Consider the following 25,987-nt stretch of genomic DNA (forward strand, 5'->3'; position numbering starts at 1 on the left):
ACGGGCCGAGCATCACGCTGATCTGCGGGATGACACCCGAGGCACGCGTGTTGCGCTGGAAGATCCCGCCGTACCCCGCCAGGGCGCTGACGCCCTCCTGGATACGGGCCCCCGCACCGTCGTTCAGCGACACCAGCGGCGCACCCGCCGCGATGGCCATGTCCATGATCTTGTGGATCTTCGTCGCGTGGGCCTCGCCCAGCGCCCCGCCGAAGATCCGAAAATCGTGCGCGTAGACGAAGACCGTCCGGCCCTCGACCGTGCCCCAACCGGTGATCACACCATCGGTGTACGGCTTCTTGCTCTCCAGCCCGAACCCGGTCGCCCGGTGCCGGCGCAACTGCTCGACCTCCCGGAACGAGCCCGCGTCCAGCAACAGCTCGATCCGCTCACGCGCGGTCAGCTTGCCCTTCGCGTGCTGCGCCTCGGTCGCCCGCTCACTCGGGCCACGCAGCGCCTCCTCACGCAGGGCGTGCAGCTCGGCCACACGCCCACGGGCATCGGTCGGCTCGCCCTGGGTTTCGTCCACAACGGTCATGCAACGACCCTACGGAGCCGACCAAGAAAAACCCGCCGTCGACTCCGTACAGTCTCCCGACTCATCTCCTGTGAGCCCTGGACAGAACCATTCGGCGGTGCAGCCGAAGTGCCAGCCGGAAGCCCCCGGGCATTGTGGAGGTCCCACAATAGGGTCAGATGACCACCGTGCAGCGGTGCCCCGCGCCGGCGGTGCCCGGGGCTACGCGCAGCCGGAGCGAGCGGCCCGTCGCGAGGACCTCGACCGACGGGTCGTGGGCGTCCACGTGGCGGGCCGGGTGGTGCCAGGTGATCTCCACGGGCCGCCCCGTGCGCGGCGGCTCGCTGACGCAGACCGTCACCCTACGGCCCCGCCGGCGCACCAGGACGCTCGCCGGGGCGCTCGCGGTGAGCGGGCCCACCGTACCGGGCCGCCAGAAGTTGGCGGCGGTCAGGCCCAGTGAGGGCACCGCGACGGCCTGGTGGTCGGCGGTGTTGTCCAGGATCTCCAGCCAGTGGGGGTCGTACGCGCGGGCCGCGACCGTCCGGCGGGAGGCGCCGGGCATGAGCAGGTAGGCGTACGCGGCGTCCACCGGGTCGGTGCCGTGGTCGAGCCAGAGCGTCTGGTACCGGCGGGTGCGGCGCTCGGTGCTGGACGTGGTGTTGATGTCCCGCCAGGCGCCGGTCCGGTCCTCCCGCAGCGCCTTCACGGGGGCGCCGCCGCCCGGGAACACCCAGCCCCCGTGCCCCTCCAGGTGCGCCCAGCGCGTGCCGGGTCCGGTCGTGAACCGCTCGTCGCCCGCCTCCCCCAGCTTCCGGTTGTCGACGATCGTCTCGACGGGCACCCCGTCGGCGCAGGTGATCCCCGCCCCGAGGCAGACGACCGCGTCGGCGGCGCAGAACCAGGACTTGCGGGCCTCCAGGGTGGAGCCGAGGCCCTTCAGGTGCTGTCCGACGGCGGCGAACTCGCCGTCCGTGACCCCGCCGACCCACTGGACGGCCGGTTTCGGCACGCCCCACTCGCCGCCCGCCCGGTCGGGCAGCCGCTTGGTCGACACCGTGGTGCCGGGCAGCCGGTAGAAGTCGACGGTCGGCCAGAACCAGTCGGTGTACTGTCCGTCGCCTCCGGGGCCCCACCAGTAGAGCATTCCGGCACCCGTGTGCCAGCCGCGCGGGTTCTCGCCGTTGCCGCACTCGTAGTACGCGATCCGCTCCGAGGCCATGGAGATGTTGGCCGCCCATCCGGGCCGGCGGTGCACGGCCCGGTCCATGGCGCTGAACAGCTTGTGGCCGACCGGTTCGGGCGCGGCGGGGACGGGCGAGGCGGTGACGGCGTGCAGCCGGGCGAGGTCGGCGACCCCGAACTGGCCGGCGGTGAGGACGGGGCTGACGGTGTCCCGTTCGATCCACCCCTTCACACGCGCGTGCCACCGGTCTCGCTCGGCGGCCGGGGCGCCGGCGGCGAGGAGCGCGATGGCGGCGATGATGCCCTGGCCGTGGAAGTGGTCGCCGCGCAGGGTGCCGCGCGGGTCGTTGCGGAGGATGCCCCGGCTGATGGCGCGGCCGCTGACGCTGTCCATCATCAGACCGTTGTAGAGGAGGGGCGCATAGGCGTGCTCGACGCTGTCCAGGACGATCCGCCGGTTGGGGTCGGTGACGTCCCAGGGGGAGCCCGCCAGAAGGGCGAACAGCCGCCCGAGCCCGTCGAGCATGACCTGTCCGTAGGTCCCCGAGTAGGCGACCCAGGTGTGCTGGACGAACGACCCGTCGGCGTAGAGCCCGTCGCCCGTGGTGACGTACGGGAAGACGGGCGAGAGCGCGTCCCGGGCGAGGGCGAGCTTGGCCGGGGACCGGCCGAGGAGGCCGCGCAGGGCGACGGAGCGGCACAGGTCGACGCGGTTGGCTCCGGTGGAGGTGCCGCTGTAGTCGTGGAGCATGGCGTCGGGGATGAAGTGGTCGACGGCGGCGCAGGCGGCCTCGACGCGGGCGGGGCCGGCGTCGTCGTACAGGGTGGCGGTGATGTCCATGAGGAGGCGGGGGCTGCCGATCTGCCACTCCCACCAGTTGCCGTAGCGGGTGGTGGAGGGGTTGTAGACCCGCGTGGAGAGGTGGTCCAGGCCGGTGAGGACGTCGGCGAGGAGTCCGGGGTCGCCGGTGTGGCCGGTGCCCTCCTGGGCGTACGCCTGGGTCATGGTCCACAGACGGTGGTAGCTCTGGGTGATGCCGGAGGGCGGGCTGAAGGGGTGTCCGGGCCACAGGGAGGTGTCGGTGGGGGCCATGGTGGCGCGGTAGCGGGCGGCGAGGTCGCCGGTCTCGGCGAGGCGGGAGGCGTAGGGGGCGGCGGCCGGGTCGTAGCCGGTACCGAGCTGGAGGCCGAGCCAGCGGAGCCGGAGGGTGTCGAAGTCGTCGGCCCGGGTGGTGGTCCGGGGGGTGGCGCGAGCGGGCACGGTGAGTCCCAGGGCTGCGGTGGAGGTGGCGGCGAGGAAGGTGCGGCGGGACCAGGCGGACGGTGTCGGTGGCACGGAGAGCCTCCCATGAAGGACACGACGGTGACGGCGGCCTTGCAGTGAGCATGACACTCAGGTGAGCCGCACCACCGCCTTGTGGACCGCACCCAGCGTGCCCGGCGTGATCCGGAGTTCCAGCGCCCGCCCGGTCGCGATCACCTGGACGGAGGGGTCGTGGGACGTCACGGCCGCCACCGGACGGTTCCACGTCAGGTCGACGGCGGCGCCGTCCCGCAGCGGCCCCGACACGCAGACGGTGGCCGTGCCGCCGCTCTCCCGGATCATCACGCTCGCCGGCGCGGACGCCGTGACCGCTCCGACGGTCCCGCCGAACCAGAAGCTGACGCCCGTGAACCCCAGGGACGGCACCCGCACGCCCTGCTGGTCATTCGTGTTGGCGAGGACGGTGAGCCAGCCGGTGTCGGCGGGCCGCTCGGAGGTCCGCGCGGCACTCGCACCCGGCATCAGGACGTACGCGTAGGTGGCCCACGTCGGGTCGGTGCCGTGGTCGAACCAGAGCGTCAGGTACCGCCGTGTGACCGGGTCCGCCGTGGCGCCCCTGTTGATGTCCGACCAGGCGCCCGTACGGGCCTCGCGCAGCGCCTTCAGCCCGCTCGGCGCCCCGCCGGGGAAGACGTACCCGGCGTGCCCCGCCAGGTGCGCCCAGCGCACGCCGGTCAGCGTGGCGGACCAGCCGGGCGTGACCGGCTGCGCCGAGCCGTCCACGGTGAGGGCGTGCGTCCCGGCGGCGCCCAGGTTCCGGTTCTCGACGACCGACTCGACGCCCGTGCCGTCCCGGCCGTGGATTCCCGCGCCGAGGCAGACGACGGCGTCGTCCAGGAAGAACCAGGACTTCTTGGCCAGGAGTGTGGACGACAGGCCCTTCAGGTACTGCCCGACGGCCGCGTACGTGCCGTCCGTGGCACCGCCGACCCACCGCACGTCCGGGCGCGCCACGCCCCACGCCCCGCCCTCCCCGTCGGCGAGCACCTTGCGGGACGCGGTGGTGCCGGGCAGCCGGCGAGGGTCGACGGTGGGCCAGAAGCCGTCGCTGTACTGGCCGTTGGCGTAGGTGTCCCCCCACCAGTACAGCATTCCGGAACCGCTGTGCCAGGCGCGGAGGTTCTCGCCGTTGCCGTTCTCGTAGTACGTGATCCGGTTCGACGCCATGGACAGGGCGGCCGCCCAGGTGGGGCGGCGGTGGACGGCCCGGTCCATGGCGGGGAAGAGGCGGTGGCCGGTGGGTTCGGGGCTCGCGGTCGACGTGCCGTCGGCGACCGCCTTCAGCCGCGCGAGCTGGGCGACACCGAGGGCGGGGCTGGTGAGGACGGGGCTGTGGTGGTCGCGGGCTATCCAGCCCTTGACCATGCCGTCCCAGCGGGCCCGCTCGGCGGTGGAGGCGCTGCGCGCGAGCAGGGCGACGCACGCGATGACGGCGTGCCCGCGCAGGTGGTCGTCCTGCCGGATGCCGCGCGTGTCCGCCTTCTGCACGCCGCGGCTGACGGCCCGTCCCGAGACCGCGTCCATGGCGAGGCCGTTGAAGAGGAAGGGCGCGTACGCCTTCTCGACGGAGTCCGCCACGACCTGCCGGCCGGGGTCGGTGACCTCCCACGGGGAGTCCTTGAGCAGGGCGAACAGCAGCGACAGGCCGCCGAGCATCACGGCGCCGTAGGAGCCGGCGTAGGGGACGTACAGGTGCTGGATGAAGCTGCCGTCGGGGTGGAGCCCGTCGCCCTTCGTCACGTACGGGAACACGGGTGACAGCGCGTCGCGGGCCAGGGCGAGCTTGGCGGAGCTCTTGCCGACGACGCCGCGCAGGGCGAGGACGCGGCACAGGTCGACGCGGTTGGCGCCGGTGGACGTGCCGGTGTAGGCGGCGACCGCGCTGTCGGGGACGAAGTGGTCGACGGCGGCGCAGTGGTCGGCGATACGGGCGGCGCCGAGATGGTCGTGGAGCAGGACGTCGATGTCGAGCAGGGCCTGCGGGATGCCGATCTGCCAGTGGTACCAGTTGCCGTAGCGGGCCCGGGAGGCGTGGTAGGCCTGGTCGTGGAGGTGGTCGAGGCCGGCGAGGATCTCGGCGCGCAGCGCGGTGTCGCCGGTGAGGCCGGTGCCGGGCTGGGCGTACGCCTCGGTCATCGTGCGGAGCCGGTGGTAGCTGGTGCCCAGGTTGCCGGAGTACGTGTACGACTCGGCGTCCGTGTCCGGTTCGGGATCGGCGTACGGCAGGTCGGGCCACAGGGAGCCGCCCGCGGGAGCCATGGTGGAGCGCAGGTCCCGGGCGGTGGCGCCGAGGGCGGCGAGCTTGGCGGCGTACGGCTCGGCGGTGGGGGTGAAGCCGGTGCCGAGGACGAGGTCGCGCCAGACCTGGCGGAGGGCGTCGTGCGGGTCGGCCTCGGCGGCGCGGGCGGGGGACGCGGGCGGCAGGGCGAGCGGCACGGTGGCGGCGGCCGCGGCCAGCAGGACGCTGCGGCGTGAGGGGGTGGGAGGCATGAGGGGTCCTCCGGGGGAAGGGGGCGCGGACGGTCCGTGGGGGTAAGCGCTTTCTCCCATACGGCGAGCACCTGGTCAATGAATCGCACACGGCCCGCGCGAACCGATCGTTCGATCACGGCCCGAAGCCCCCCTTCCCCGGGGACGGTCAACCGCCGCAGTGGAAGCGGGCGTTGCCCCAGTCGGCGTGGTCGTTGCCGTTGCCGTCACCGGCGTCGCCGACGACCAGGTCGACGTACGACGCGCCCGTGACGTCGGCGTTCAGCGACCAGGGCGCGTCGCTCGCCCTCAGCACCGGCGACGCCGCCTTCTCCGTGCCGTCCGCCGTGACGGTGAACCGCACGGTCCCGCGCGTCGCCTGGGCGTCGTCCACCCCCACCTCGGCGGTGAACGAGGTGCACCGGCCGCCCAGGTAGTAGCGCACGGTCGCCGGGGCGTGGGTGCCGAGGCCCTTGGCGTAGGCCACTCCCCCGATCCGCAGCGGGGTGCCGTCACCGGCCGCCGTGCCGCCGTTGGACATGTCCCGTTCCACGGGCCCCCACCCGCTGCGGGCCGACGCCCAGTCCAGGTCGCTCGCCCAGGCGTCGGCGGCCGGCGGGGGCGGCAGGGTGCGCACGGAGGCGTCGGCGGTCAGCGTCCTGGCCGTGCCGCCGGCCGTGTACGACGCCGACGCCCCGAGCCGGTACGCCCGGTACGCCGCGTCCGCCGGGGGCGTCACCCGCCATGTCACGGTGGCCGTGCCGCCCGGCCCGACCGCGCCGGGGGTGACCGGGCCGGGCGGCCCGGCGGTCCAGCCCTCCGGCAGGGTGAGCGTCACGGACGGGCGCACGGCGGCCGGCTCGTCGTTGGTGAAGGTCGCCGTGACGTCGTTCGGGCGCCCCGGCTCCAGGGGCTCGGCGGCCGTGAGGGCGAGCGTGCCGCACGCGGGGCGGCCGGTGGCCGGGCCGAGGTCGGTGACGGTGAACCGGTCGAGGACGAAGTCGGCGCCGTCCGGGGCGCCCGCGCGCTTGCGCAGCCCGGTCCAGGTGTCGCCGCACCCGGCCGTCACGGTCTCGCTGAAGCGGCCGGTGGTGCGCTGCTCGCCGATGGGGGTGCGGCGCGTCTCGGCGGCGGTCCCGGCCGCCCGGTCGTACCCGGTCACCCACTCGTACGCGCCCGCGTGGCTGGACTGGTAGTCGTACGCGACCCGGTAGCTGTGCCCGTCCTTCATGGACACGGTCCAGGGGGCGGTGCGGTAGACGAGGCCGGTGTTCTCGTCGTGGGCCTTCAGCGATTCGTCACCCTCCAGCACGTCGTCGACGAGCTTGCCGTTCCAGCCCGCCTGGGTGTACGGGGCGTGGAGCCGGCTCACGTGCGTCCGCGGGTCGTTGGCGCCGCCCGCGTCGCCCTTCAGGAACGGCCCCCAGCCCTGGTCGACGGCCTCGAAGTCCTCGTACACGGACCCCTCCTTCACCGTGGGGGCGTTCTCCACCACCCGTACGTCGTCCACCCGCACGCGCGCCGGCCCGGACCCGCCCGCGGCCGTGACGGACAGCGGCACCGCCCCGTCCGCCGGGGCGGTGAAGTGGACCTTCACGCGCTGCATCGACGTCCCGTGCCAGTCGGAGGCGGCGATCCGGTTGGGCACCGGCGACCGCTCGACGGCCACGGAGACGTCCCCGGCCGCCAGCGTCGTCCGGCGCGCCGCCCCCGGCTCGACCTCGATCCAGGCGGACGCGCTGTACCGCCTCCCCGGCGTCAGCCCGGTGATCCGCTGGGCCACCCCGGCGCGGGCCCGGCCGGTGAGCACCGCGCTGTTGCGCCCCTGCTCGTCGGTGTGGCGCGCGACCGCCCCGGTCGGGGTCCAGGCCCGCAGCCGCGCGTCGTTGAAGCCCGGGTCCCGCACGGGCGTGCCCTCGCCCCATGCCGGGTCGGGGGCGGCGGGCGCCGAGCCCCGGTACAGGACGTACGCCTGCCCGGGGGCGGCGGTCAGGGTGATCCGCCCGTCCGCCCCGGCCCGTACCGTCCCGGCCGGGACCCGCCCGTTGTCGGTCAGCCGGTGGACGGTGTACGTGCCGCCGGGCACCGCCCAGGTGCTCGTACCGCCGTCCTTGTTGTAGTGGTACAGCTTGCCCTTCCAGGGCAGCAGGTAGCGGTCGCCGTCCAGGACCTTGCGGCCGTCCGCGTAGAAGGTGCGCCTGCCGTCCTCGACGGTGCCGCGCACGCCGCCGGTGAAGGTGATGTCGTCGCCGTCCCAGCGGAGGATGCGCTGCTGCTGGAGGTACTTGGCGGGCAGGTTCTTCCGCCAGACGTTGGTGAGGAAGGCGGTGTAGTCGGTCTCGCCGGTCCAGCCCTGGAAGTCCTCCAGCGCGGTCTGCCCGAGGACCGGGTGGTCGTTCCAGACGTCCTTCTCGCCGTTGCGGACGAACCGGACGATCTTCGAGTTGAGGCCCTTGTTGGTGGCGCCTCCGTAGTCCAGGTCGTTGGCCCAGTGCGACCACAGGGACGCGCGCTCGAACTTGTCGGACCACTCGGTGCCGACGTGGAAGCCCTGGTCCCGCACGGCCTGGAGGGTCTTGTCGGCGATCCAGCCGTGCGTGTAGTAGACGTCGATGTAGAGGAAGCTCAGGTTGCGGTCGGTCTCCTCCCGGAGCTGCCGGAACCTGCGGGCGAGGTCGCCGCTGTTGATGTCCCGGCGCTGGTCGATGTAGTAGCTCTGGTTGAGCCAGTTCCAGCCGGGCCTCGCCTTGTCGACGAGGGTCTCACTGAAGGCGCGGGCCTCGGGGTAGGACTCGGTGGCGTTGACGTGCACGCCGAAGGTGGCGCCCCACTTCCTGCCGTCGCGCAGCAGGGCGTTGAGGTCCTTCAGGCCGCCGGCGCGCTCGTTGTAGTTGCCGCCGTAGTCGGGGTGGGCGGAGTCGTGGCCCTCGGCGCCGTACCCCTTCAGCACCGCGAGCTGCCCGAGCCCGTCCGTGGAGAGCGAGACGCGCTTGACGTCGTCGAGCGTGCGGGCGAAGGGGTGGGTGGCCTGGCTGGCGAAGTTGAACGGGATGTGGGTGACGACCCGGTCCGGTGTCCGCTCACTGCCCGGGGCCCTGATCCCGATCGTACGGAAGGCGACGGCGCCGTCCTGCCAGTCGACCCGGGCGTCCCCGTTGGCGTCGGGCGTGACGACGACCTTGGCCCAGGGCAGGTGGCCGCCGCTCTCGGGCCGCGGCGCGCCCGCGCCCCGGTAGGTCCACTGGCCGGACCACACCCCGACGCGTACGCCGCCGTCCTCCGACCGGCGGGCCTGGTGCCAGAAGCGGGCGTCGTCGCCGTTGGTGGCCCCGGAGGGCTTGTCGTAGCTGGAGTTGGACTCGACGGCGGCGGCGAGCGAGCCGGTGCTGACGAGGGCGTAGCTCGCCCCCACGGGTGCCGCGTCGGCGGGCGTGCCCTCCGTCACGGTGCCGAAGACGTCGGCGGTGCGCGTCGAGTCGGGGTCCAGCCGGGTGAACGCGGTGGCGGCACCGGGTTCGGCGGACCCCACGGAGACCAGGTCGTGGCCGGGTATGTCGATGGTCCCCACCCGGAAGGCGTCGGTGTCGCGGACGGCCGTCACCCGGAAGGTGGTGGCCCGCCCGGAGACGGTGAGCGCGGCGTCGGCCTCGACGCCCGGCAGGCCGGGGAAGCCCAGCGTGTAGCGGGCGCTCGTGGGGGTGACGACGGGCGGGGCGGTGAGCCGGACGGCGTACGGCGTGCCGTTGAGCGTGACGGAGGTGACCGGACGCGTGCTGCCGAGGAGCCGCGCCCCGCTCGCCCGGTCGGTGTACGACACGACGCGCGGGAAGTCCCGGGCGACGGCGACGGACAGCTCCGGCGAGCCGATGAGCGCGGTGCCGGTGGCGGTGGGGGGCGGCCCGGCGGCGGGCGGTCCGGCGGTGGCGGGCGGTCCGGCCGCGGGCGGTCCGGCGGCGGCCGGCAGTGCCAGGGCGAAGACGGCGGACGAGGCGGCGGCGAGGGCGCACACCGCGCGGAATCGTGGCGACATGGCCACTGGGGTAACGGTCGCCTCACAGCACCGTCAACACAACGGACGCGGCGGGGCGACGCCAGTCCAACAACGGCCCGCCGTTAATCCAAGTCCTCTCAGGCATCGCCAAGTTGTGAAGGAACAAAAAATCTGAGAGCGCTCTCAGTCACAACTCTTGACGCCCTTCCCGGGCGGCGCGAGAGTGAGCGGCACCCACCCCCCACCCCCCTGGAGCGCACCCATGACGTCCCACGCACACTCCCCGCGCCCCCTCACCCGCCGCGCCCTCCTCACCGGCACGGCGGCGGCCGCCGCGGCCACCGCGTTCGGGCTCCACGGCGGCAGGACCGCCTCCGCCGCACCCGCGACCTGTGAACTGGCCCTGGAGAACCGGTCCTTGCCGGGCACCGTCCGCGCCTATGTCACCGGCCGCGAGCAGGGCACCGGCCGCTGGGTGCTGCTGCGCCCGGGCGGCGGCGTGTACCGCCCCGAGCCCCCGGCCGCCCCGATGACCCCGCTCCCCGTGGACTGCGCGATACCGCTGCGCCCGGCCGGCGCCGGGCCCGTCGTGCTGATGCTTCCTCAGATGTACGGCGCCCGCGTCTACTTCGTGCGCGACAACCGGCTCGACTTCTTCCTCAACCCCGGCCCCGCCCTCGTCGAGCCCGCCTTCGCCACCCCCGCCGACCCGAACTACGGCCGGGTGTGGTCCTTCGCCGAATTCACCTTCAACCCCCAGCAGCTCTACGCGAACATCAGTTACGTCGACCTGGTGACCGCCCTGCCCATCGGCCTGACCCTCACGGGGGACGCCACCCACACCGTCGCCCCGCTGCCGGCCGGCGCCCTCCAGCGGATCGCGGACGGGCTCGTCGCCCAGGCGGCCCGGGACGGTCAGCCGTGGGACAAGCTGGTCATCCGCGCATCCAACGGCTCCGTCCTGCGGGTGATCTCCCCGCAGAACCTGATGGCGCCGTACTTCGACCGCCCCGACCAGATGCCGTTCCGCACCGCCTTCACCGGCTACATCGACCGCGTCTGGCAGAAGTACCGCACCACCGACCTGCGCGTCGACCTCCAGGGCGGGCGCGGGGTACGGGTGGGCCGGGTCAACGGTGACGTCCTGACCTTCACCGGCGGCCACAGCTTCACCCGCCCCACCTCCCGGGACGTCTTCACCTGCAACCACGGGCCGTTCGCCAACAACCCCGGCGACTCCGACGACCGCAAGGCGCTGCTGGCCCGGCTCGCCGCCGGCTTCAACCGTACGACGCTGCTCACCCACCCCGACCAGCCGAACGGCCCGGCCCCCTCGGACTACTACCGCGACCCGTCGGCCAACCACTTCTCCCGCGTGGTCCACGCCCACACGCCGATCGGATACGCCTTCCCGTACGACGACGTCCGGCCGGACGGCCGGCCGGACGTCTCGGGCGCCGCGCACGACGGCAACCCGCGCCGCTTCACGGTGTCGGTCGGGTCGTAGCCCGGCCGTCAGGCTCCCGTCGAGGGGAACACGAAGAAGCCCTTCTCCGTGCTGATGTAGCCGTACCCGGACCCCTCGGTGAACAGCGGGAGGCTCTCCTCGGGCAGCTTGGCCAGGACCTTCTTCGTACGGCCGTCGACGGCGAGGTACACGTCCTCCTCGAACTGGTCCTCGCTCGTGATGCCGTACAGCACACCACTGGGCGAGAAGCGCAGGGGCTTCATGTCCTTCTCCTCCTCCTTCTGCGCCCAGACCTCCTTGCCGTCGCCGGGCTGCCACACGGCGGTGCCGTTCTCGGTGTCGGCGGCGGCGAGGGTCCGGTCGGGCGAGAACACCGACGTGCCCTCCGTGCTGACGGTGTCGTGGGGGCTGTCCGCGTACGTGTACGTGGTGGACCCGCCGACCTGCTTGCCGGTGGCGATGTCGTACGTCGCCGTCACCCAGGTGTCGGGCTCGAACGCGGCCACGACCCAGGCGGTCAGGACACGGCCGTCGCGCACGTCCAGGACGCGGACGGCACCGCTGGTGCGCTCGCCGTCGTCGTCCAGCTTCACGCCCGCGGGCGGGGAGACGTCCGCGGTGCTCCACACCTTCTTGCCGGTGGCCAGCTCCGACATGACGAGCTGCTCCTGCTCGTCCTCGTAGGTGGTCGCGTTCTCGACGTGGAAGGCGTACTTTCCGGTGATCAGGGGGGCGTGGGCCTGGCCGCCGTCGATCTCGTTGCTGCGCGGGTCGTACGAGCAGCTCGCGAGCTGCCCGGTGCAGGTGACCTTCCGGGCGGGCCCGCCGTCGACGGGCGTGAGCTTCAGGCTCGCGTCACCGTCCTGCTCGACGATGTGGCCCTCGTGGACGTGGAACTTCTCACCCTCGCGCTCGGCCTTGCCCAGCTCGGTGCCGTCGCTGCCGTAGACGGTGACCGAGGTGGACTTCTTCTCGGCGCTCAGCCCGTCCGACTCGGTGGTGGCGCCGGCGAACACGGCGACCGCGCGGACCCCGTCGTGCCAGGTCGTGGCGGCCACCCGGTCGGTGGTCACCTTGAGGGTCTTGCGCACAGCACCGGTCTTCACGTCCCGGAACTCCAGGGTGGCCGGCTCGGGGTCGTTGGTGAAGTGCAGGGTGCCGACCGAGCCGTCGACCGGGTCGTCCGTGCCGTACTTCTCACCCAGGGCGTACGTGCCGTCGTTTCTCTTGACGAAGAGGAAGGTGTCCCCGAGGTCGATCGCGTTGGCGTTGGCGCCCGCCAGACTCCATGCGGGCTTGGCGGCCAGGCCGGGTATCGCGGGGCCGCCGTAGACCGGCCCCTTGGGGGCGGCGCCGTCCGGGCCGGCGGAGCCCTTGCTCTTCGGCCGGGCGGCCTCCTCGCCGGAGGAGCCGCAGCCCGCCACAAGGCCGAGCGACAGGACGAGGCCGGCGGCCATCACTGTGTACTTGTTCATGTCCCCGTTGGTTTCCGCAGGTGATCTTGAAATGCTCACGGCAGCATAGGCCCCCCGCCCGGCGCCCGTTGACGGACTTGCGGATCTTTACGGTCCCGTCACACCGCCGGGCCCTCAGCCGATGGTGACCACCCGCGCCCAGGACGGCGGGGTGTCCGGGACGTAGTCGGGATCGTTCTCGTCGGCGGCTCCGGCGGGCCGGGGGAAGAGGCCGACGACGGTGCGGCAGGGCGGCTGCGCGGACGGCCACGGCGTCTGACCGTCCGTCAGGGCGACGATGACGTCCGGCCGGGGCTTGGAGCGGAGCGCCCGGGCGAAACCGGAGGTCAGATCCGTCCCCCCGCCGCCGACCAGCTCGATGCCCTCGGCGCGGCAGAGCGGGACGGCGATCCCGGCCGCCGCGTCGCAGGAGATCACCGAGACCAGGTCACGCCGGCCGCCCACCGCCCGCGAGATGGCCGCCACCTCCAGCAGCGCGCCGCCCAGCTCGGCGTCGCTCACCGACCCGGAGGTGTCGATCACCACGCACACCCGGGGCGGGGTACGGCGCAGGCTCGGCAGCACGACCCCGGGCAGACTCGCCGAGCGCCGGGACGGCCGCCGGTAGCTGTGGTCCTCCCCCGCCCCCGGCGCGGTGGCCGCCGAGCGGACCGCCGCCCCCAGCAACTGGCGCCACGGCTGCGGCGGGTGGAACGCCTCCTCCGCCCAGCGGCGCCAGCCCTCGGGCGCGTCGCCCGGCCGGCCCTTGATCCCCTCCGCGACCCGGAAGCGGACCGCGTCCCGCTGCTGCCTGGTCAGCCCGTGCGCCCCTTCGGGCCCCAGCTCCCACGGCCGGTCCTGCCCGTCGGCGCCACCGCCGCAGTCCAGCCACGCCAGGTCCGCGGCGAGCCCGGACATCGACGAAGTCCGCAGGTACTCCTCCATCAGCAGCCCGGTGGGCAGCCGCAGCAGCGACGGCAGCACCACGCCCCGGGGCAGGGGCAGACCGTCACCGTAGATGTCGTCGTTGATCTCGAAGTCGGCGGCGATGTTCCGCCGCAGCCGCTCGCCGGGCCCGTACGCCTCGTGCTCCCGTGCGTACCGCTCCCCCCGGCCGTGGTGGTCCCGCAGCAGGTGGGAGACCTCGTGCACCCACACACCCGCCAGCTCCTCCACCGGCATGCGGTCCACGAAGCCGGGCGAGACGTAGCAGCGCCAGTACGCGTCCACCGCCATCGTGGGCACCGTGCCGTCCTCCACGACGTGCAGCGCGAACAGCGCGTCGGCCAGGTAGGGGCGGACCTTCACCGCGTGCAGCCGGGCGGCCAGCAACTTCTCCCGGTCCAGGCGGAGGCCGGGCCGGTGGTACGGCCCCCGGGAGGCCGCCGCCGGCTCCGGCACGGTGACCCGCACCGGGCGTGGCGGCGGGGGCGGTGACATGGGCCGCGGCACGGGGCGCGGGGTGAAGTGGCCGGGGGGTCGGGCTTCCGGGCGCGGGGTGCGGTGCTCGGGGGACGGTACGGGATGGCCCGGGTGGCGTTCGGCGGCTGTCATCGGCGCGCCCCCGTCGTACGCCCGGCGCCGGCCGCCGCCGCGACGCGGCCCACCGACCGGTCCGCCCGCCGGGCGAGCCCGATCACCCCGGCGAGCCGTTCCACCGCCGCCGGGACCTCCCAGTCGTCGCGCCGCAGTCCCGCCAGCGCCGAGGCGGGGCCGACCAGCAGGTCCGGGGCTCCCGTCTCCAGCGCCCGGACGAGCACCGCCCAGCCCGCCTCCCACCGCTCCCGCTCCGGCCGGGCGCCGACGGCCGCGACGACCGCCTCCAGGGCCGCCTGCCGCAGGTCGCCCCGCTCGGGCAGCTCGGCGGCCGCCGGGTCGGCCAGCAGGTCCTCCGGGTCCGGCAGGTCCATCCGGTCGAGGTGGGCGAGGAGTTCCAGCCCCGCCCCGTCGCCCACCGCGCCCCGTACCAGGAGCGCCAGCACGTCCCGGGAGACGGAGGCCGCCGTGCCGAAGGCCAGCAGCGTCAGCGCGGCCTCCCAGCTCCGGGGCGAGGGCCAGGCGCCGCCGCGCCGGGTCTCGCTGTTCGGCAGCCGGTGGATCAGCGTCGGCCGGGCCTTCAGGAAGCCGCAGACCGCGCGCCGGGCGAGGGCCACCGCCTGCGGCAGCCGCTCCGGTTCGAGGCGGGGCAGCTCCGCCCGGGGCCAGACGCCGCCGAGCCCGCGTACCACCACCTCCCGGTCGTGCACCCAGTACAGGTGCACGAAACGGTTGGCCAGCGGCGGGCTCAGCTCCCACCCGTCCGCCGCCGAGGCGCGCGGGTTGGCGGCGGCCACGATCCTCACGCCCGGCGGCAGTTGGAGCTCGCCGACCTTCCGCTCCAGGACGACCCGGAGCAGTGCGGCCTGGACGGCCGGGGTGGCGGTGGACAGCTCGTCCAGGAAGAGCAGCCCACGTCCGGCGCGTACGAGTTCCACGGCCCACTGCGGCGGCGCCATCGGCACGCCCCGCACGGCAGGGTCGTCGCCCACGATGGGCAGCCCCGAGAAGTCGGAGGGTTCGTGGACGCTGGCGATCACGGTCGTCAGCGGCAGGTCGAGGGTGGCCGCGAGCTGGGTGAGGGCGGCGGTCTTGCCGATGCCCGGCTCGCCCCAGAGCAGAACGGGCAGGTCGGCGGCGACGGCCAGGGTGAGCGCCTCGAGCTGCTCGTCGGGGCGGGGCTCGGTGGTGGTGGTGCGGAGGAGGGTCAGGAGGTCGTCGGCGAGGGAGAGTTGGGCGGGAGAAGTCATGGGATCACCTGGGTGTGTAGGGAGGGAGGGTGGGAGCGAGGGAACGGGACGTGCGCGCGACGCGGCAGGCCCGGTGCGGGTGGGGCGGGGCCCCTCCGGGCTCGCCTCCTCGCGGTCGGCGGGGTGCCCGAACGGTCAAGGAGCCGTGCGTCGCCGCCAATCCGCTGCGGGGGCGACCCTGCACGGCCCCACCCCGGCCGTCGTGCGTCTGCGGATGCGGGTCAGTTGTGCAGGCCGGTACGGGGCCGGGCCCGGCTGCCGCGCTTGCGGCGGTTGGGCCGCGGGCGGCGGGCGCCGGCGGCGGGGTGCTCGGCGAGCAGCCCCGAGCGGAACAGTCCGTGGTCGATACGGCGGGCCGCGGCCGACTCCAGCGCGTCGCGCAGGGGCCCGTCGCGCAGGACGGCACGGGGGCCGAGCAGCCCCTCGACGACGGCCAGCGCGCCGGTCACGTCCCCGTGCGCGAGCCGTTCGCGGACCGCGGGCAGGGCCTCCGGATCGCGGTGCACCGCGTCGATGGCCCGCAGGCAGGGCAGCGGTGGCCCGCCGAGCGCCACCAGCAGTTCCTCGCGCCGCAGTTGGTCCGGGTCGTGGTCGACCGCGGTCAGCACCCCGTCCCGCAGGGCGATCCGGTGGACCTCGCCCCGGCACTCCACCCGGTGCGGATCACCGGAAGCGGGTACGGGGCCGGTGGCCGGCGCCGGTCCGGGAGCGTCCAGCGCCGCGGCGACGAGCGGGTGCAGCCGCCCGGCCGGGACGAGCCCCGCGCGGAGCAGCTCCCGGTCGGGAAGGACCCGGGCCGCCGCCTCCGGCAGCACCGGGAGCGCGGCGACCCCCTGCGGCGGCAGGGTGCCGGGCAGTGGCCGGAACGCCGGGGCGTGGCTGTCGTCGGGGGCGACGAGCTCCAGCACGGCCCGGTCGCGGGGGCCGAGCCGCACGGTGAAGGCCCCGCGGGGGCGGCCTTCGGCCCGCAGCAGGTGTTCCGCCTCGGCGGCCCAGCGCGTCACCGCCCAGGGGCCGGGGTCGTCGCCGCACCGCCCGGCCAGTTCGCCGCTCCGCCCCGCGTCCCAGAAGTGCCGGTGCAGGTCGAGCCGGAAACGCCGGTCGGGATGCGGGTGCGGGTGGTGGGCCGAGGCACCGCCGCCGGACCCGTCCCAGAGGGCCAGGGACATCCGCTGCCCGGCGTCCGCCCGGGCCGGCGGCGTCCGCACGACCAGGTGCACCGTGCTTCCGGGGCGCCCGGGGTAGCGGGCCAGGGACAGGGTGAGGCCGGGGCGGAGCCGCCCGCCGGGGGCGATCCGGGGCATGTGCCAGCGGAGCAGATCGGGTGCGAGTCGGCGCAGGTCCGCGCGGAGGCGGGTGACCGTGTCGGTGCCGTGGCGGTCGCGCACGGCGCGCAGATCGAGATCGACGTCGACCCGGGCGGCGGCACAGGCGCCGGCCCAGTCACCGACGGCCCTCCGGGCGGTCGCGGTCTCGATCATGGACGGTGGCACGGCGTACGCACGTACGCGCTGCCACATCAGCAGGTGGGGCGGAATCTCGTTCGCGGAGGGGTGCGGCATCAGCACTCACCCTGAGCGAACGATTCCCCCAATCCGTACGAGGAGTTGTTCATCATCCCGCGCATCATAACCACGCCCTTGATGATCTGTCCGGCCGATTGATCGCGAACTCAATCCAGCAGAGTGGTTGAAAGTTGAACGGAATAGGTCTACTGTCGTTCTCGTTGAAGGTTCAACCAACGCATCGAAGGAGCATCGTCATCATGGGTCTGTTCAGCCGCAGCACCACCGTCACCGCCCCCGCCGCCACCGCCGTGGACCCGGCCCTGGCCGCCCTGACCGGCACGTACACGATCGACCCGTCCCACAGCGGCATCGGCTTCGCCGCCCGGCACGCCATGGTCACCAACGTGCGCGGCGCCTTCACCGAGTACGAGGGCACCCTCGACCTGGACGGTGCCGACCCGGCGGCCTCCAGCGCCTCCATCGACGTCACGATCGCGTCCATCGACACCGGCAGCACCGACCGCGACACCCACCTCCGCAGCGCCGACTTCTTCGACGCCGAGCAGTTCCCGCTGATGACGTTCCGCTCCACCTCCGCCGAGGCGCTGGGCGGCACGGACTACCGCATCACCGGCGACCTGACCATCAAGGGCGTCACCAAGCCGATCACGATCGACCTGGAGTTCAACGGCGCCGCCAAGGACCCGTTCGGCAACGAGCGCGTCGGCTTCGAGGGCAAGGCCGAGCTGCTCCGCTCCGAGTGGGGCCTGACCTGGAACGCCGCGCTGGAGACCGGCGGCGTGCTGGTCAGCGACAAGATCAAGCTGACGTTCGAGATCTCCGCGATCAAGACCGCCGAGTGAGCGGCTTACGGGCCTCGATGAGCGTCCGGCACGAGTGCGCGACAAAGGGACCTTCGGCCTCCATGAGGTCGTGCAGGTCCCTCAGTCGTTCCCGGTACCCCTCCACCGTGAAGCCCGGCACCGTCCAGATCACCTTCCGCAGGAAGTAGACGACCGCGCCGACGTCGAAGAACTCCATCCGGAGCCGCTCAATGCGCACGTCCACGATCTCCAGCCCGGCCGCCCGGGCCTCGGCCGTCTCCTCCTCCGGGTGCCGCCTGCGGCGAAGGTCGCCGGAGAGCGGGCCGAGGAAGAACTCGATCAGCTCGAAGACCGTCTCGGGACCCACGTGCTGGGCGAAGTACGTCCCGCCCGGCCGGAGCACCCGGGCGATCTCGGACCACCACACCGTGGCCGGATGACGGCTGGTGACCAGGTCGAACGCCCCGTCCGAGAACGGCAGCGGCGGCTCCTCCGGGTCCGCCACCACGACCACCCCGCGCGGGTGCAGCAGCCCGGTGGCCCGGGCGACGTTCGGCGGCCATGCCTCCGTGGCGACCATGGTGGGCGGGTACACGGGCACACCCGCCAGCACCTCGCCGCCCCCGGTCTGCACGTCCAGCCCGGCGGACGCACCGGCCAGGCGGTCACCCAGCAGGCGCTGGTACCCCCACGAGGGCCGCTCCTCGGTCGCCCGCCCCTCCAGCCAGGAGAAGTCCCACCCGGAGACGTCCACCGCGCCGGCTTCGGCGACGAGATCTTCGAAAGTACGTGACATACCGTCACTCTATGAGCGGGGGCCACCCCACTTGCCGGAATTCCGCTCCGCGGCCTCCGCCCGCCGCGCCTCGCCGTCCCCGCTGTCATGGCAGCTCCACCCTCAGCAACCGCCCCTCCCTCTCAGGACGGCAAGCCCGACCCCCGGGCGGTCGAGAAGGACGTGCCCACCGTCCTGCCGTTCGAGTTCAAGCGCGCCGGCTACACAATGGTGAAGGACCTCCCCGAGTCCCTGCGGCCGTGGCGCAACCGGCCCACGGCCTGGGCGAACGTGACGCCTCCCCTGTCGTCGGTGTACCACTGAACACGCAGGGTGTGTACATGTACTGGAAGCCCACGACCGCCGGCAGCACGAAGCCGGGTCCCGTGGGCTACGACCACCCGGTCGGCCAGATCCAGTTCGGTCTCGGCTGCATCACCAGCTACCGCACCGAGACGGACCCCACCCGTAAGGCCCTGTTCCTCAAGCGGGCCAAGGACCAGGCGAACCGCCTGATCACCAAGCGCGTGCAGACCCGGGGTGCCTGGTACTTCCCCTACCCCTGGGACTACAAGCACGCCGAGCACGGCGGGGTGGACTACAAGGCGCCCTGGTACTCCGGCATGGCCCGGGGCGAGGCGATCAGCCTCTTCGCCCAGCTCGCGATGCTGGACAGTGTCACCGAGCAGGAGCGCACCCCACCTACCGGGCGCAGCGCACGCTCACCATCCCGGCGGGTCGTGACGTCACCGCCTACAGCTTCGGGACCAACAACGCGACCGGCACCACCAAGTCGCTGAAGTCGGAGACGGAGCAGACGTTCCGGTTCGACCGCCGGGCCGTCGTCAACGGCCGGGCGATGTGCCGCGTGTCGGAGGGCGAACTCACCGGGCACTGGCTGCCCGCGAACCAGGTCGTCACCGACGGCCGCTGAGCCGGAGGCACGGGGCCGGACCGGGTGCGGGTGCCCCCCCGTCCGGCCCGGCCCCAGCCGCAACAGGCGCTCCACCAGGCGCACGACCCGTGGCCGAGCCGTACCGCGCACGTACCGCCGAGGCCGTCCGGGTCGGTTACTGCGGCTCGTGGGCCGTCAGGTCGATGAGGTGGCGCTTGCCCTGGAGCAGGCAGGTGATCTCCCAGCCCGTACGCCTGCCGACGACACCCTGGGCGGGGACGCGCAGGCGCTCGGCGAGTTCGGCGACGTACACGTGGACCGTGGCCTCGATGAGGGCTGCATAGGCGTCCACCCCGCTGCGGATGCGCAGCCGGGCGGTGACGTACGTGGCGACGGCCAGCGGGAGGGCGGGCCACCACCAGGCAGCGAGCGCGGCGTACAGCACGGCCCAGGCCACCAGGGTGGTGGCCCGGCCGAGGGCTTCGCGGGCCGTCTCGATCTGCTGGCGCGGGGCGTCCGGGAGCAGTTGCCACAGGGCGGGCCACACCGTGGCCAGGTCCAGGTCCAGGTCACGGGCGAGGCGCAGGGTGACGGCGTGCATCCGGTCACCGGACCAGGTGGGCCGGTGGGGTTCCTCGGGCGAGACGCGGGCCACGGCGAGCCGGGCCGGCCCGAGGTCCGTTCCGCCGCCGGGTGTGCCGGAGGCCAGCAGCTCACCGGAGCGCCGCCGCTCCCGCTCGTACGCGGCCACGGCATCGGCGCGCCGCCGCAGGCGCCCGGCCACCCGCCACCGGGCCAGGGCGCGCAGCGGCCGGGGCCAGGAGCCCCAGTCGGCCGCGAACCACAGCCGCTCCACGAGTGAGCCGAGCGTCTGGGCCACGAGACCCACAGCGGCGGCCAGCAGCGCCACGACCAGCAGGAGCACCGCGAGCCGTGCCCCGGCTCCCGCACCGGGCGCCGGGCGCCACGCCTGCGCCTCGCGGACCAGGAGGTCCAGGTCGACGGCGTGGGCGTGGCCGAGCGTCCGGGCGGTGAAGGCGGCGGCCAGGAACAGCGCGCCCGGGAGCACCAGCAGGGACATCCACCGCTCCGCCAGGCGCTTGCCCAGCTCCGTCAGCAGGCCGCCCATGTCAGCCCTTGACCCAGCGCAGCGGAACGTCGCCCATCCGGCAGCGCGGGGGCGTTCGCATCGTGGGCTCCGCCCATTCCACCCGCGCGCAGGCGTTCAGGGGGCAGAGGAAGGCGACGTCGGCCTCGGCGGCCGTCCCCACGCCGAGGGGCGACGGTTCGCGGACCGTGCGGGCCCCGGCACCGTAGGCGCCGCGCGCGTCACCGTCGGCCCGTACGATCCGGTCGACGGTCTCGAGGTGCGTCGCGGCATCCTCCGTGCCGTCGACGACGGCACGCAGCAGCCGATCGAGTTCCTCGGTCCGGCCCAGCTCGGTCAGGTGCTCCCGCAGTGCGTCGAGGTGTTCGCAGACGTACGACAGCCCTCGTCGCACCCGTGCCGACGATTCGTCGTGTGTCATGCCGACTCCTCCCGTGTGCCGCTGCCTTCAGGGCATCATGCAGGAACAACGGTGTGCGGGGCGGCAGTTGGGGGCGGCCGGGGTGGAAGAACCTGTCGGTGGATCACGCGCGGAGTTGTTGGCGCGGGCGGCGCGGGACCTGCAAGCGGCGTGGGCGGGCGCCGCGCCGGTACCGCCCGACGCCTCCCTGATGGCCTCTCTGGCACGGCTGGCCGCGGCCACCCCCGGGGACGAGCAGGTCACCGCCGCACTCGGGCTGCTGTACTGGCACCGCTACGAACTGCGCGGCGCGCAGGGCGACCTGGACGACGCGGTACGGATGCTGTCGCCGCACTTCCTTCCGCACCGGATGTACCTCATCCCCGACGGTCTCCGGACGGAGATCGCGGACGCATACAGCACCCATGTGGACACGCAGATCGCCCAGATCCTGGCCGCGGGGGGCGATGTCGGCGGGAACCTGGAGGGACTCACCGCCTGGTGCCGGTTCCTGCTGGAGTACGCCGATCCGGGCAACGACCAGTACGGCGTCCACCTGGGTGGCCTCGGCACCGTGCTGTACGCGCGGTACGACGTCACGGGTGACGTCGGCTCGCTCCTCCAGGCCATCGGGTTGCTGAGCCGTGCCGCCCGTGTCACCTGCTCCGGTCACCCGAGCCGGCCGGGCATCCGGGGGAACCTCGCCATCGCCCTGGCCCGTCGCCATGGGATCACCAAGTCCTCCGGCGATCTGCGCACCGCGTTCGAGGCGTGCGTCGCCGCTCTGCGGGAGCCCCTGCGGCCCGCCGACCGGGACGGGCTCATGGGGATGTTCACCTCGCTGCTGGGCGAGCGGGTCGTTCGTGCCCAGGCGGAACACCGGTGGGACGACGTGCTGGCGGCGGGCCGGGCGGCCCTGGACTTCCCCGAATCACGCTCGTACGGGCGGCAGGCCGTCGCGGAGGCTCTGGAGGGCCGCTTCGAGAAGGGCGCCGACAGGGCGGACCTCGACGAGGCGATCCGCCAGTGGACGGCGCTCGTACGCGAGATGCCGGACACCTATACGGCCACTCAACGCGCCTACTTGCTGATGAAGCGGGCCTTCGCCTCCTGGAGGCGGTACCAGGAGGATCACCGGCCGGAGGACCTGGACGCCGTGATCGACGCGCAGGAACAAGCGCTGGCGCTCCTCCCCGGCGACGACGTCACCCTTCGCTGGGAGCTGCTCCGCAGACTGGCCATCAGTCTCCTGGAGCGCATCGAGCACAAGGCGACCCGCGATGACGTGGAGCGGGCCGTCTCCGTGATCCGTGCCGGACTGGCCGACCGGGACGGTCACCGGGCGCCGCCCCACCTCCTGGCCGTCCTGACCCGGGCGTTGCCCCGGGCCCTGTGGTTCCGGTACGTCCACGCGCGCCGGCCCGAGGACCTCGACGAGGCCGCCGGACTGCTGGATTCGGACGCCGTCCGGGAGGTCTCCTCGGCCGACCACGTGATGCTGTTCGGTGCCCTGACCGCCCAGGTGCAGCGGGCCAGGTACCGGGAGGGAAGGGGGCTGGACGCGCTGCACGCCTCGGTGGCCGCCGCCCGCGAGTCGCTGGGGGCGGCGGCGGACACCGATCCCGGGCGACCGGGTGTCCTGGTGCAGCTCGGCATGTCGCTGTTCTACCTCTACCAGCACGTGGGAGACCTGGCCACGCTGGACGAGGCGGTCGACCACGCCCGGGAGGCCGTCCGGTTGCTGGGGGACGAGGCGCTCGACGGCCAGGCCGGGCTGGACGCCCTGTACGTCCTGGGCACGTCCCTGGCCGAGCGGGGTGCGGACACCGGCAGCCTCGACGACCTGGACACCGCTGTCCGGACACTGCGCCGGCTGCACGCCTCACCCGAGGCCGTGTCGACTCGGGAGTTCCACGGGCTCGGGTTCGCCCTCACGCAGCGCTTCGATCGCTGTGGTGACCCGGCGGACCTGAACGAGGCCGTCGGCCTGCTCCGGCGCGCCGCGGAATCGTGCGAGTTCGAGAAGGCGATCGTCCTCTCCGGGCTCAGCAGCGCGCTGCTGCTGCGTTATCGGCACGGGGGCGACGGGTCCGACCTCGACGAAGCCCTGGCGACCGCACGGCGCGCCGCGGACGAGGTCGCGGCCCACGATCCCGGGTCGGTCCCCACGCTGAGTTCCCTGGTCGCCGCTCTGATCGACGAGCAGCAGCGGCATCCCGAACGCGTCGACGCGGACGAACTCGTCACACTGTGCCGACGAGTCGTCGACCTCGCTCCCCCCGACCACGCCGCCCTCGGCCTCTTCCACCACAACCTCGGGATCGCCCAGAAGGTACAGGCCGACGCGACCGAACCGGACGAGATCTTCCGCATGTTGAGTGAACTCCGTGGCAGGACCGTGGTTCCCTTCGGCGTCGTGGAGGCCGTCGCCGGACTCACCAAGGCCGCCCACAGCGAGGTCCTCGCGGCCACTCAGCGCATCCGTTCGGCCTGGGCGGCCGCGCTCACGCTTTACCCGCTGGACATGGTGTCGGCCCTCGATCTGCTGGAACACGCGGTCGAGCTCATCCCGCTCGTCGCCCCGCGCCGGATCGCGCGGGCCGATCAGCAGCACGCGGTGAAGGACCTCTCCGCCCTGGTCACGTTCACCGCGGCCGCGTCCCTCGACGCGGGTGAGCAGCGACACCCCGAAGCGCGATACCTGCCCCTCCGGCCGTATGCCGCCCGCAGCGCCCTCCAGACCCTGGAACAGGGCCGGGCGGTCCTCCTGAGCCAGATGCTGGACACCCGCGGGGACATCTCGGACCTGCGGCGGCACCATGCCGACCACGCCGACCGCTTCCTCCGCCTGCGTGACCTCCTCGACGGCGAGGGCGACGGGCCCGTGGACCGCGCCCGCGCGGCCGCGGAACTCACCGCGACGATCGAGGAGATCCGCGGCTTTGAGGGTTTCGCCTCGTTCGCCCGGCAACCGGAGCCGGAGGCGCTCCTCGCTGCGGCCGAAGCAGGGCCGATCGTGGTGTTCAACTGCGACGAGACCCGCTGCGACGCCCTCCTGGTCACCGGTGGCGGTGTGCGGCACCTGGCGCTGCCCCGCCTCACGCACGCCGAGTTGACCTCCCGGGCCGACCTCTTCCACCGCACCCTCGCCGTCGTCGCCGACCCGAGGACCGGCTGGCGTGCCCAGCGCGAGGCGCAGCGGACGCTGAGCGGCATCCTGGGGTGGCTGTGGGACGTGGCGGTGGAGCCGGTCCTCCTGGCCCTCGACATCGGTCCGGGCTCCGGGCAGGACGGTGAGCCGCCCCGCGTGTGGTGGTCCCCCGGGGGCCTGCTGGGGTCGCTGCCGCTGCACGCCGCCGGGCACCACGCGGACTCCGCCGGCGGCGGCGACCGCACGGTCCTGGACCGGGTCGTCTCCTCGTACACGCCCACGATCCGTGCCCTCCGGCATGCCCGGCGCCCCCGGCCGGCCGGGGGCGGGCCGGGGCGCTCGCTGGTCGTCGCGATGCCGAGCACCCCGGGTGCCCCTCCGCTGGCCGGGGCCTCGGAAGAGGCGGCGGCGGTGGCGGCACTGCTGCCGGAGCCGACGACTGTCGTCGCCGGGCCTCCGACGCGGGCGGCGGTGCTGGCCGGGCTCGCCGACGCCCGGGTGATCCACCTGGCGTGCCACGCGGTCACCGATGCGGGCGACCCCTCGCGCAGCCGGCTGCTGCTGTGGGACCACCGGACGAGCGCGCTGACGGTCGCCGGGGTCGCCTCCGTGGCGCTGGAGCGGGCCGAGCTGGCGTACCTGTCGGCCTGCCGGACGACGTACACCGCCGCGTCGGACCTGCTGGACGAGGCCATCCACCTGACGAGCGCCTTCCAACTGGCCGGGTTCCGGCATGTGGTGGGCACGTTGTGGGAGGTGGACGACATGATCTCGGCCCGGGTGGCGAAGGGCTTCTACATGTCCTTGTCGGCGGCCGGCGGGCTGGACTGCGCCCGCTCGGCGGCCGCGCTGCGCACGTCGGTCCTGGCGCTGCGGGACGAGTACCCGGCCACCCCGTCACTGTGGGCCGGGTACCTGCACGCGGGGGCGTGACCCACCCCCGGGCCCGCCCTCCGCAGCCACCGCTCCAGTGGGTGCTCGATCCACTGGTAGGCGGCCCCCGACAGGGCCAGGCTCAGGGCGAGGACCAGGAGCCACGTCGTGACCGTGTCACCGGTGCGGCCCACCAGGAGACGGATGACGATCTCGTGGATCAGGTACCAGGCGTACGACCAGTGGCCGAGCCGTACCGCCCATGCGCCGCCGAGGCCGGTCGGGCGGCCGTCCAGGTCGGCCCGGGCGGCGGCGGCCACCAGCAGGGCGAACAGGGGCGTGGCGAGCAACTGGGAGGCGGTGTACGGGCTGTACCAGAGGGAATCGGGGACGGCCGCCGACCAGGGCACCAGGGCCAGGTGCCAGCCGAGGACCAGGGCGACGGCGGGCCACAGCCCGACCGGGGGCCGCCAGCCGCGCGCCACTGCCAGGCCGGTCACCACGCCCAGGAGGAACTGGAGCGTCCGGGCGAGCGGCAGGTAGTCCAGGGCCCACGCGCGCGTGGAGGCGTCCGCGTACAGGGAACCGCTCAGCCACAGCAGCACCACGCCCGCGCAGCACACGGCCGCGATCCACCGGCGTCCGCGCGGCGAGCGTACGGCCGGGAGCGCCATCAGCAGCGGGAAGATCAGGTAGAACCACGCCTCGTCGCTGAGCGACCAGGCCGCCGGGTTGCCGCCCCGGAGGATCACCGGGTCGGGTGCCCAGGCGTGGACCAGGAGGAGGGACGCCGCCACGGCCTTCGCGGAGACCTCCGTGCCGAGCGCGAGCCAGGCGCCCACCGACAGTGCGGTCGTGGCGGCCAGGAGCGGCCAGATGCGGGCGAAGCGCCGCCACATGAAGACCTTCGCCGGGACGCGCCGGCCGTCGTACGTCCATGCCAGGACGAAGCCGGACAGGACGAAGAAGAAGGTCACCCCGCTGCGGCCGTACCAGACGGCATCGCTCACCCCCGGGATCTCACCGGCCTGCCGGGACAGGTGGTAGAGGACGACCAGCAGGGCCGCCCAGAAGCGGAGCCCGGTGAGGGACGGGAGGCGGTCCCTGCCGGGCGGGGAGGGCAGCGGGGTGGCGGAACGCATCCCGCGATTATGCGGGCTCGGCTGCGGGGCCGCGGGGCTGCGGGCGGGGCGCGGGGCTGCGGAGGCACGGGCGGGGCGCGGGGCCGCAGGGCCGCGGAGGCACGGGCTGGCCGCAGG

The 25,987-nt window shown here is 73.8% G+C and carries 16 protein-coding genes and 1 pseudogene; 5 read left to right on the forward strand and 12 right to left on the reverse strand.

Annotated elements, in window-relative coordinates:
- The 4 genes from E2B92_RS25205 to E2B92_RS25220 all read right to left on the reverse strand — a co-directional run.
- Positions 1 to 538: carboxyl transferase domain-containing protein (locus E2B92_RS25205; RefSeq protein ID WP_327437502.1), on the reverse strand; the 538-nt coding region annotated here is incomplete at its 3' end.
- 154 nt (positions 539 to 692) lie between these two features.
- Positions 693 to 3,038, reverse strand: coding sequence for a polysaccharide lyase 8 family protein (locus tag E2B92_RS25210; RefSeq protein ID WP_126889349.1), 2,346 nt, complete (start codon positions 3,036 to 3,038; stop codon positions 693 to 695).
- A gap of 57 nt (positions 3,039 to 3,095) precedes the next feature.
- Positions 3,096 to 5,516 (reverse strand): polysaccharide lyase 8 family protein, encoded by a 2,421-nt coding sequence (locus E2B92_RS25215; RefSeq protein WP_126889350.1) that lies wholly within the window; start codon positions 5,514 to 5,516, stop codon positions 3,096 to 3,098.
- Positions 5,517 to 5,664: 148 nt separating this feature from the next.
- Positions 5,665 to 9,525, reverse strand: coding sequence for an endo-alpha-N-acetylgalactosaminidase family protein (locus E2B92_RS25220; protein ID WP_126889427.1), 3,861 nt, complete (start codon positions 9,523 to 9,525; stop codon positions 5,665 to 5,667).
- 223 nt (positions 9,526 to 9,748) lie between these two features.
- Between E2B92_RS25220 and E2B92_RS25225 the strand changes: the two genes are divergently transcribed.
- Complete coding sequence (locus E2B92_RS25225; RefSeq protein WP_133087698.1) at positions 9,749 to 10,993, forward strand: glycoside hydrolase family 64 protein; 1,245 nt, start codon at positions 9,749 to 9,751, stop codon at positions 10,991 to 10,993.
- An 8-nt stretch (positions 10,994 to 11,001) separates the two neighbouring features.
- Here the strand turns inward: E2B92_RS25225 and E2B92_RS25230 are convergent, their stop codons facing one another.
- From E2B92_RS25230 to E2B92_RS25245, 4 genes are all read right to left on the reverse strand, one after another.
- A complete protein-coding gene (locus E2B92_RS25230) occupies positions 11,002 to 12,429 on the reverse strand; it encodes a hypothetical protein (RefSeq protein WP_126889356.1) in 1,428 nt (475 codons plus the stop codon).
- Between the two features lie 114 nt (positions 12,430 to 12,543).
- A complete protein-coding gene (locus E2B92_RS25235; protein WP_126889355.1) occupies positions 12,544 to 13,848 on the reverse strand; it encodes a vWA domain-containing protein in 1,305 nt (434 codons plus the stop codon).
- A gap of 110 nt (positions 13,849 to 13,958) precedes the next feature.
- Entirely contained in the window at positions 13,959 to 15,194 is a 1,236-nt protein-coding gene (locus tag E2B92_RS25240) for an AAA family ATPase (RefSeq protein WP_126889354.1), read from the reverse strand.
- Positions 15,195 to 15,415: 221 nt separating this feature from the next.
- Entirely contained in the window at positions 15,416 to 16,756 is a 1,341-nt protein-coding gene (locus E2B92_RS25245; RefSeq protein WP_126888612.1) for a hypothetical protein, read from the reverse strand.
- Positions 16,757 to 16,959: 203 nt separating this feature from the next.
- Here E2B92_RS25245 and E2B92_RS25250 point away from each other — a divergent pair, with 203 nt between their 5' ends.
- Positions 16,960 to 17,565 (forward strand): YceI family protein, encoded by a 606-nt coding sequence (locus E2B92_RS25250; protein WP_126888611.1) that lies wholly within the window; start codon positions 16,960 to 16,962, stop codon positions 17,563 to 17,565.
- Here the strand turns inward: E2B92_RS25250 and E2B92_RS25255 are convergent.
- The gene (locus E2B92_RS25255) at positions 17,549 to 18,322 is read right to left on the reverse strand and encodes a class I SAM-dependent methyltransferase (protein ID WP_126888610.1); all 774 of its coding nucleotides are present in this window, start codon (positions 18,320 to 18,322) and stop codon (positions 17,549 to 17,551) included. The genes E2B92_RS25250 and E2B92_RS25255 overlap by 17 nt on opposite strands.
- 87 nt (positions 18,323 to 18,409) lie before the next feature.
- Between E2B92_RS25255 and E2B92_RS25260 the strand changes: the two genes are divergently transcribed.
- Both E2B92_RS25260 and E2B92_RS25265 read left to right on the forward strand, forming a co-directional pair.
- Positions 18,410 to 18,625, forward strand: coding sequence for a hypothetical protein (locus tag E2B92_RS25260; RefSeq protein WP_126888609.1), 216 nt, complete (start codon positions 18,410 to 18,412; stop codon positions 18,623 to 18,625).
- Between the two features lie 17 nt (positions 18,626 to 18,642).
- The gene (locus E2B92_RS25265) at positions 18,643 to 19,101 is read left to right on the forward strand and encodes a D-glucuronyl C5-epimerase family protein (protein WP_126888608.1); all 459 of its coding nucleotides are present in this window, start codon (positions 18,643 to 18,645) and stop codon (positions 19,099 to 19,101) included.
- 270 nt (positions 19,102 to 19,371) lie between these two features.
- Here the strand turns inward: E2B92_RS25265 and E2B92_RS25270 are convergent, their stop codons facing one another.
- Both E2B92_RS25270 and E2B92_RS25275 read right to left on the reverse strand, forming a co-directional pair.
- Positions 19,372 to 20,325 (reverse strand): hypothetical protein, encoded by a 954-nt coding sequence (locus tag E2B92_RS25270; protein WP_126888607.1) that lies wholly within the window; start codon positions 20,323 to 20,325, stop codon positions 19,372 to 19,374.
- 1 nt (position 20,326) lies between these two features.
- Positions 20,327 to 20,725 (reverse strand): DUF948 domain-containing protein, encoded by a 399-nt coding sequence (locus E2B92_RS25275; protein WP_126888606.1) that lies wholly within the window; start codon positions 20,723 to 20,725, stop codon positions 20,327 to 20,329.
- A 2,755-nt stretch (positions 20,726 to 23,480) separates the two neighbouring features.
- On the opposite strand from E2B92_RS25275, the pseudogene E2B92_RS33520 reads away from it, so the two are divergent.
- Positions 23,481 to 24,722 (forward strand): annotated as a pseudogene (locus tag E2B92_RS33520) (CHAT domain-containing protein); the annotation flags it as partial.
- On the opposite strand, the gene E2B92_RS25285 reads toward E2B92_RS33520, so the two are convergent.
- Positions 24,650 to 25,870, reverse strand: a complete 1,221-nt coding sequence (locus E2B92_RS25285; protein WP_235023969.1) for an acyltransferase family protein — start codon at positions 25,868 to 25,870, stop codon at positions 24,650 to 24,652. The pseudogene E2B92_RS33520 and the gene E2B92_RS25285 sit on opposite strands and share 73 nt — an antisense overlap.
- Positions 25,871 to 25,987 lie beyond the last annotated feature (117 nt).

The organism is Streptomyces sp. WAC05374 (genome assembly GCF_004353505.1).
Taxonomy (GTDB): Bacteria; Actinomycetota; Actinomycetes; order Streptomycetales; family Streptomycetaceae; genus Streptomyces.

Coding starts and splice junctions, on each gene's coding strand:
- E2B92_RS25215 (WP_126889350.1), bottom strand. CDS start 5,516: ATGCCTCCCACCCCCTCACGCCGCAGCGTCCTGCTGGCCGCGGCCGCC.
- E2B92_RS25220 (WP_126889427.1), bottom strand. CDS start 9,525: ATGTCGCCACGATTCCGCGCGGTGTGCGCCCTCGCCGCCGCCTCGTCC.
- E2B92_RS25225 (WP_133087698.1), top strand. CDS start 9,749: ATGACGTCCCACGCACACTCCCCGCGCCCCCTCACCCGCCGCGCCCTC.
- E2B92_RS25230 (WP_126889356.1), bottom strand. CDS start 12,429: ATGAACAAGTACACAGTGATGGCCGCCGGCCTCGTCCTGTCGCTCGGC.
- E2B92_RS25235 (WP_126889355.1), bottom strand. CDS start 13,848: ATGTCACCGCCCCCGCCGCCACGCCCGGTGCGGGTCACCGTGCCGGAG.
- E2B92_RS25240 (WP_126889354.1), bottom strand. CDS start 15,194: ATGACTTCTCCCGCCCAACTCTCCCTCGCCGACGACCTCCTGACCCTC.
- E2B92_RS25245 (WP_126888612.1), bottom strand. CDS start 16,756: ATGCCGCACCCCTCCGCGAACGAGATTCCGCCCCACCTGCTGATGTGG.
- E2B92_RS25250 (WP_126888611.1), top strand. CDS start 16,960: ATGGGTCTGTTCAGCCGCAGCACCACCGTCACCGCCCCCGCCGCCACC.
- E2B92_RS25255 (WP_126888610.1), bottom strand. CDS start 18,322: ATGTCACGTACTTTCGAAGATCTCGTCGCCGAAGCCGGCGCGGTGGAC.
- E2B92_RS25260 (WP_126888609.1), top strand. CDS start 18,410: ATGGCAGCTCCACCCTCAGCAACCGCCCCTCCCTCTCAGGACGGCAAG.
- E2B92_RS25265 (WP_126888608.1), top strand. CDS start 18,643: ATGTACTGGAAGCCCACGACCGCCGGCAGCACGAAGCCGGGTCCCGTG.
- E2B92_RS25270 (WP_126888607.1), bottom strand. CDS start 20,325: ATGGGCGGCCTGCTGACGGAGCTGGGCAAGCGCCTGGCGGAGCGGTGG.
- E2B92_RS25275 (WP_126888606.1), bottom strand. CDS start 20,725: ATGACACACGACGAATCGTCGGCACGGGTGCGACGAGGGCTGTCGTAC.
- E2B92_RS25285 (WP_235023969.1), bottom strand. CDS start 25,870: ATGCGTTCCGCCACCCCGCTGCCCTCCCCGCCCGGCAGGGACCGCCTC.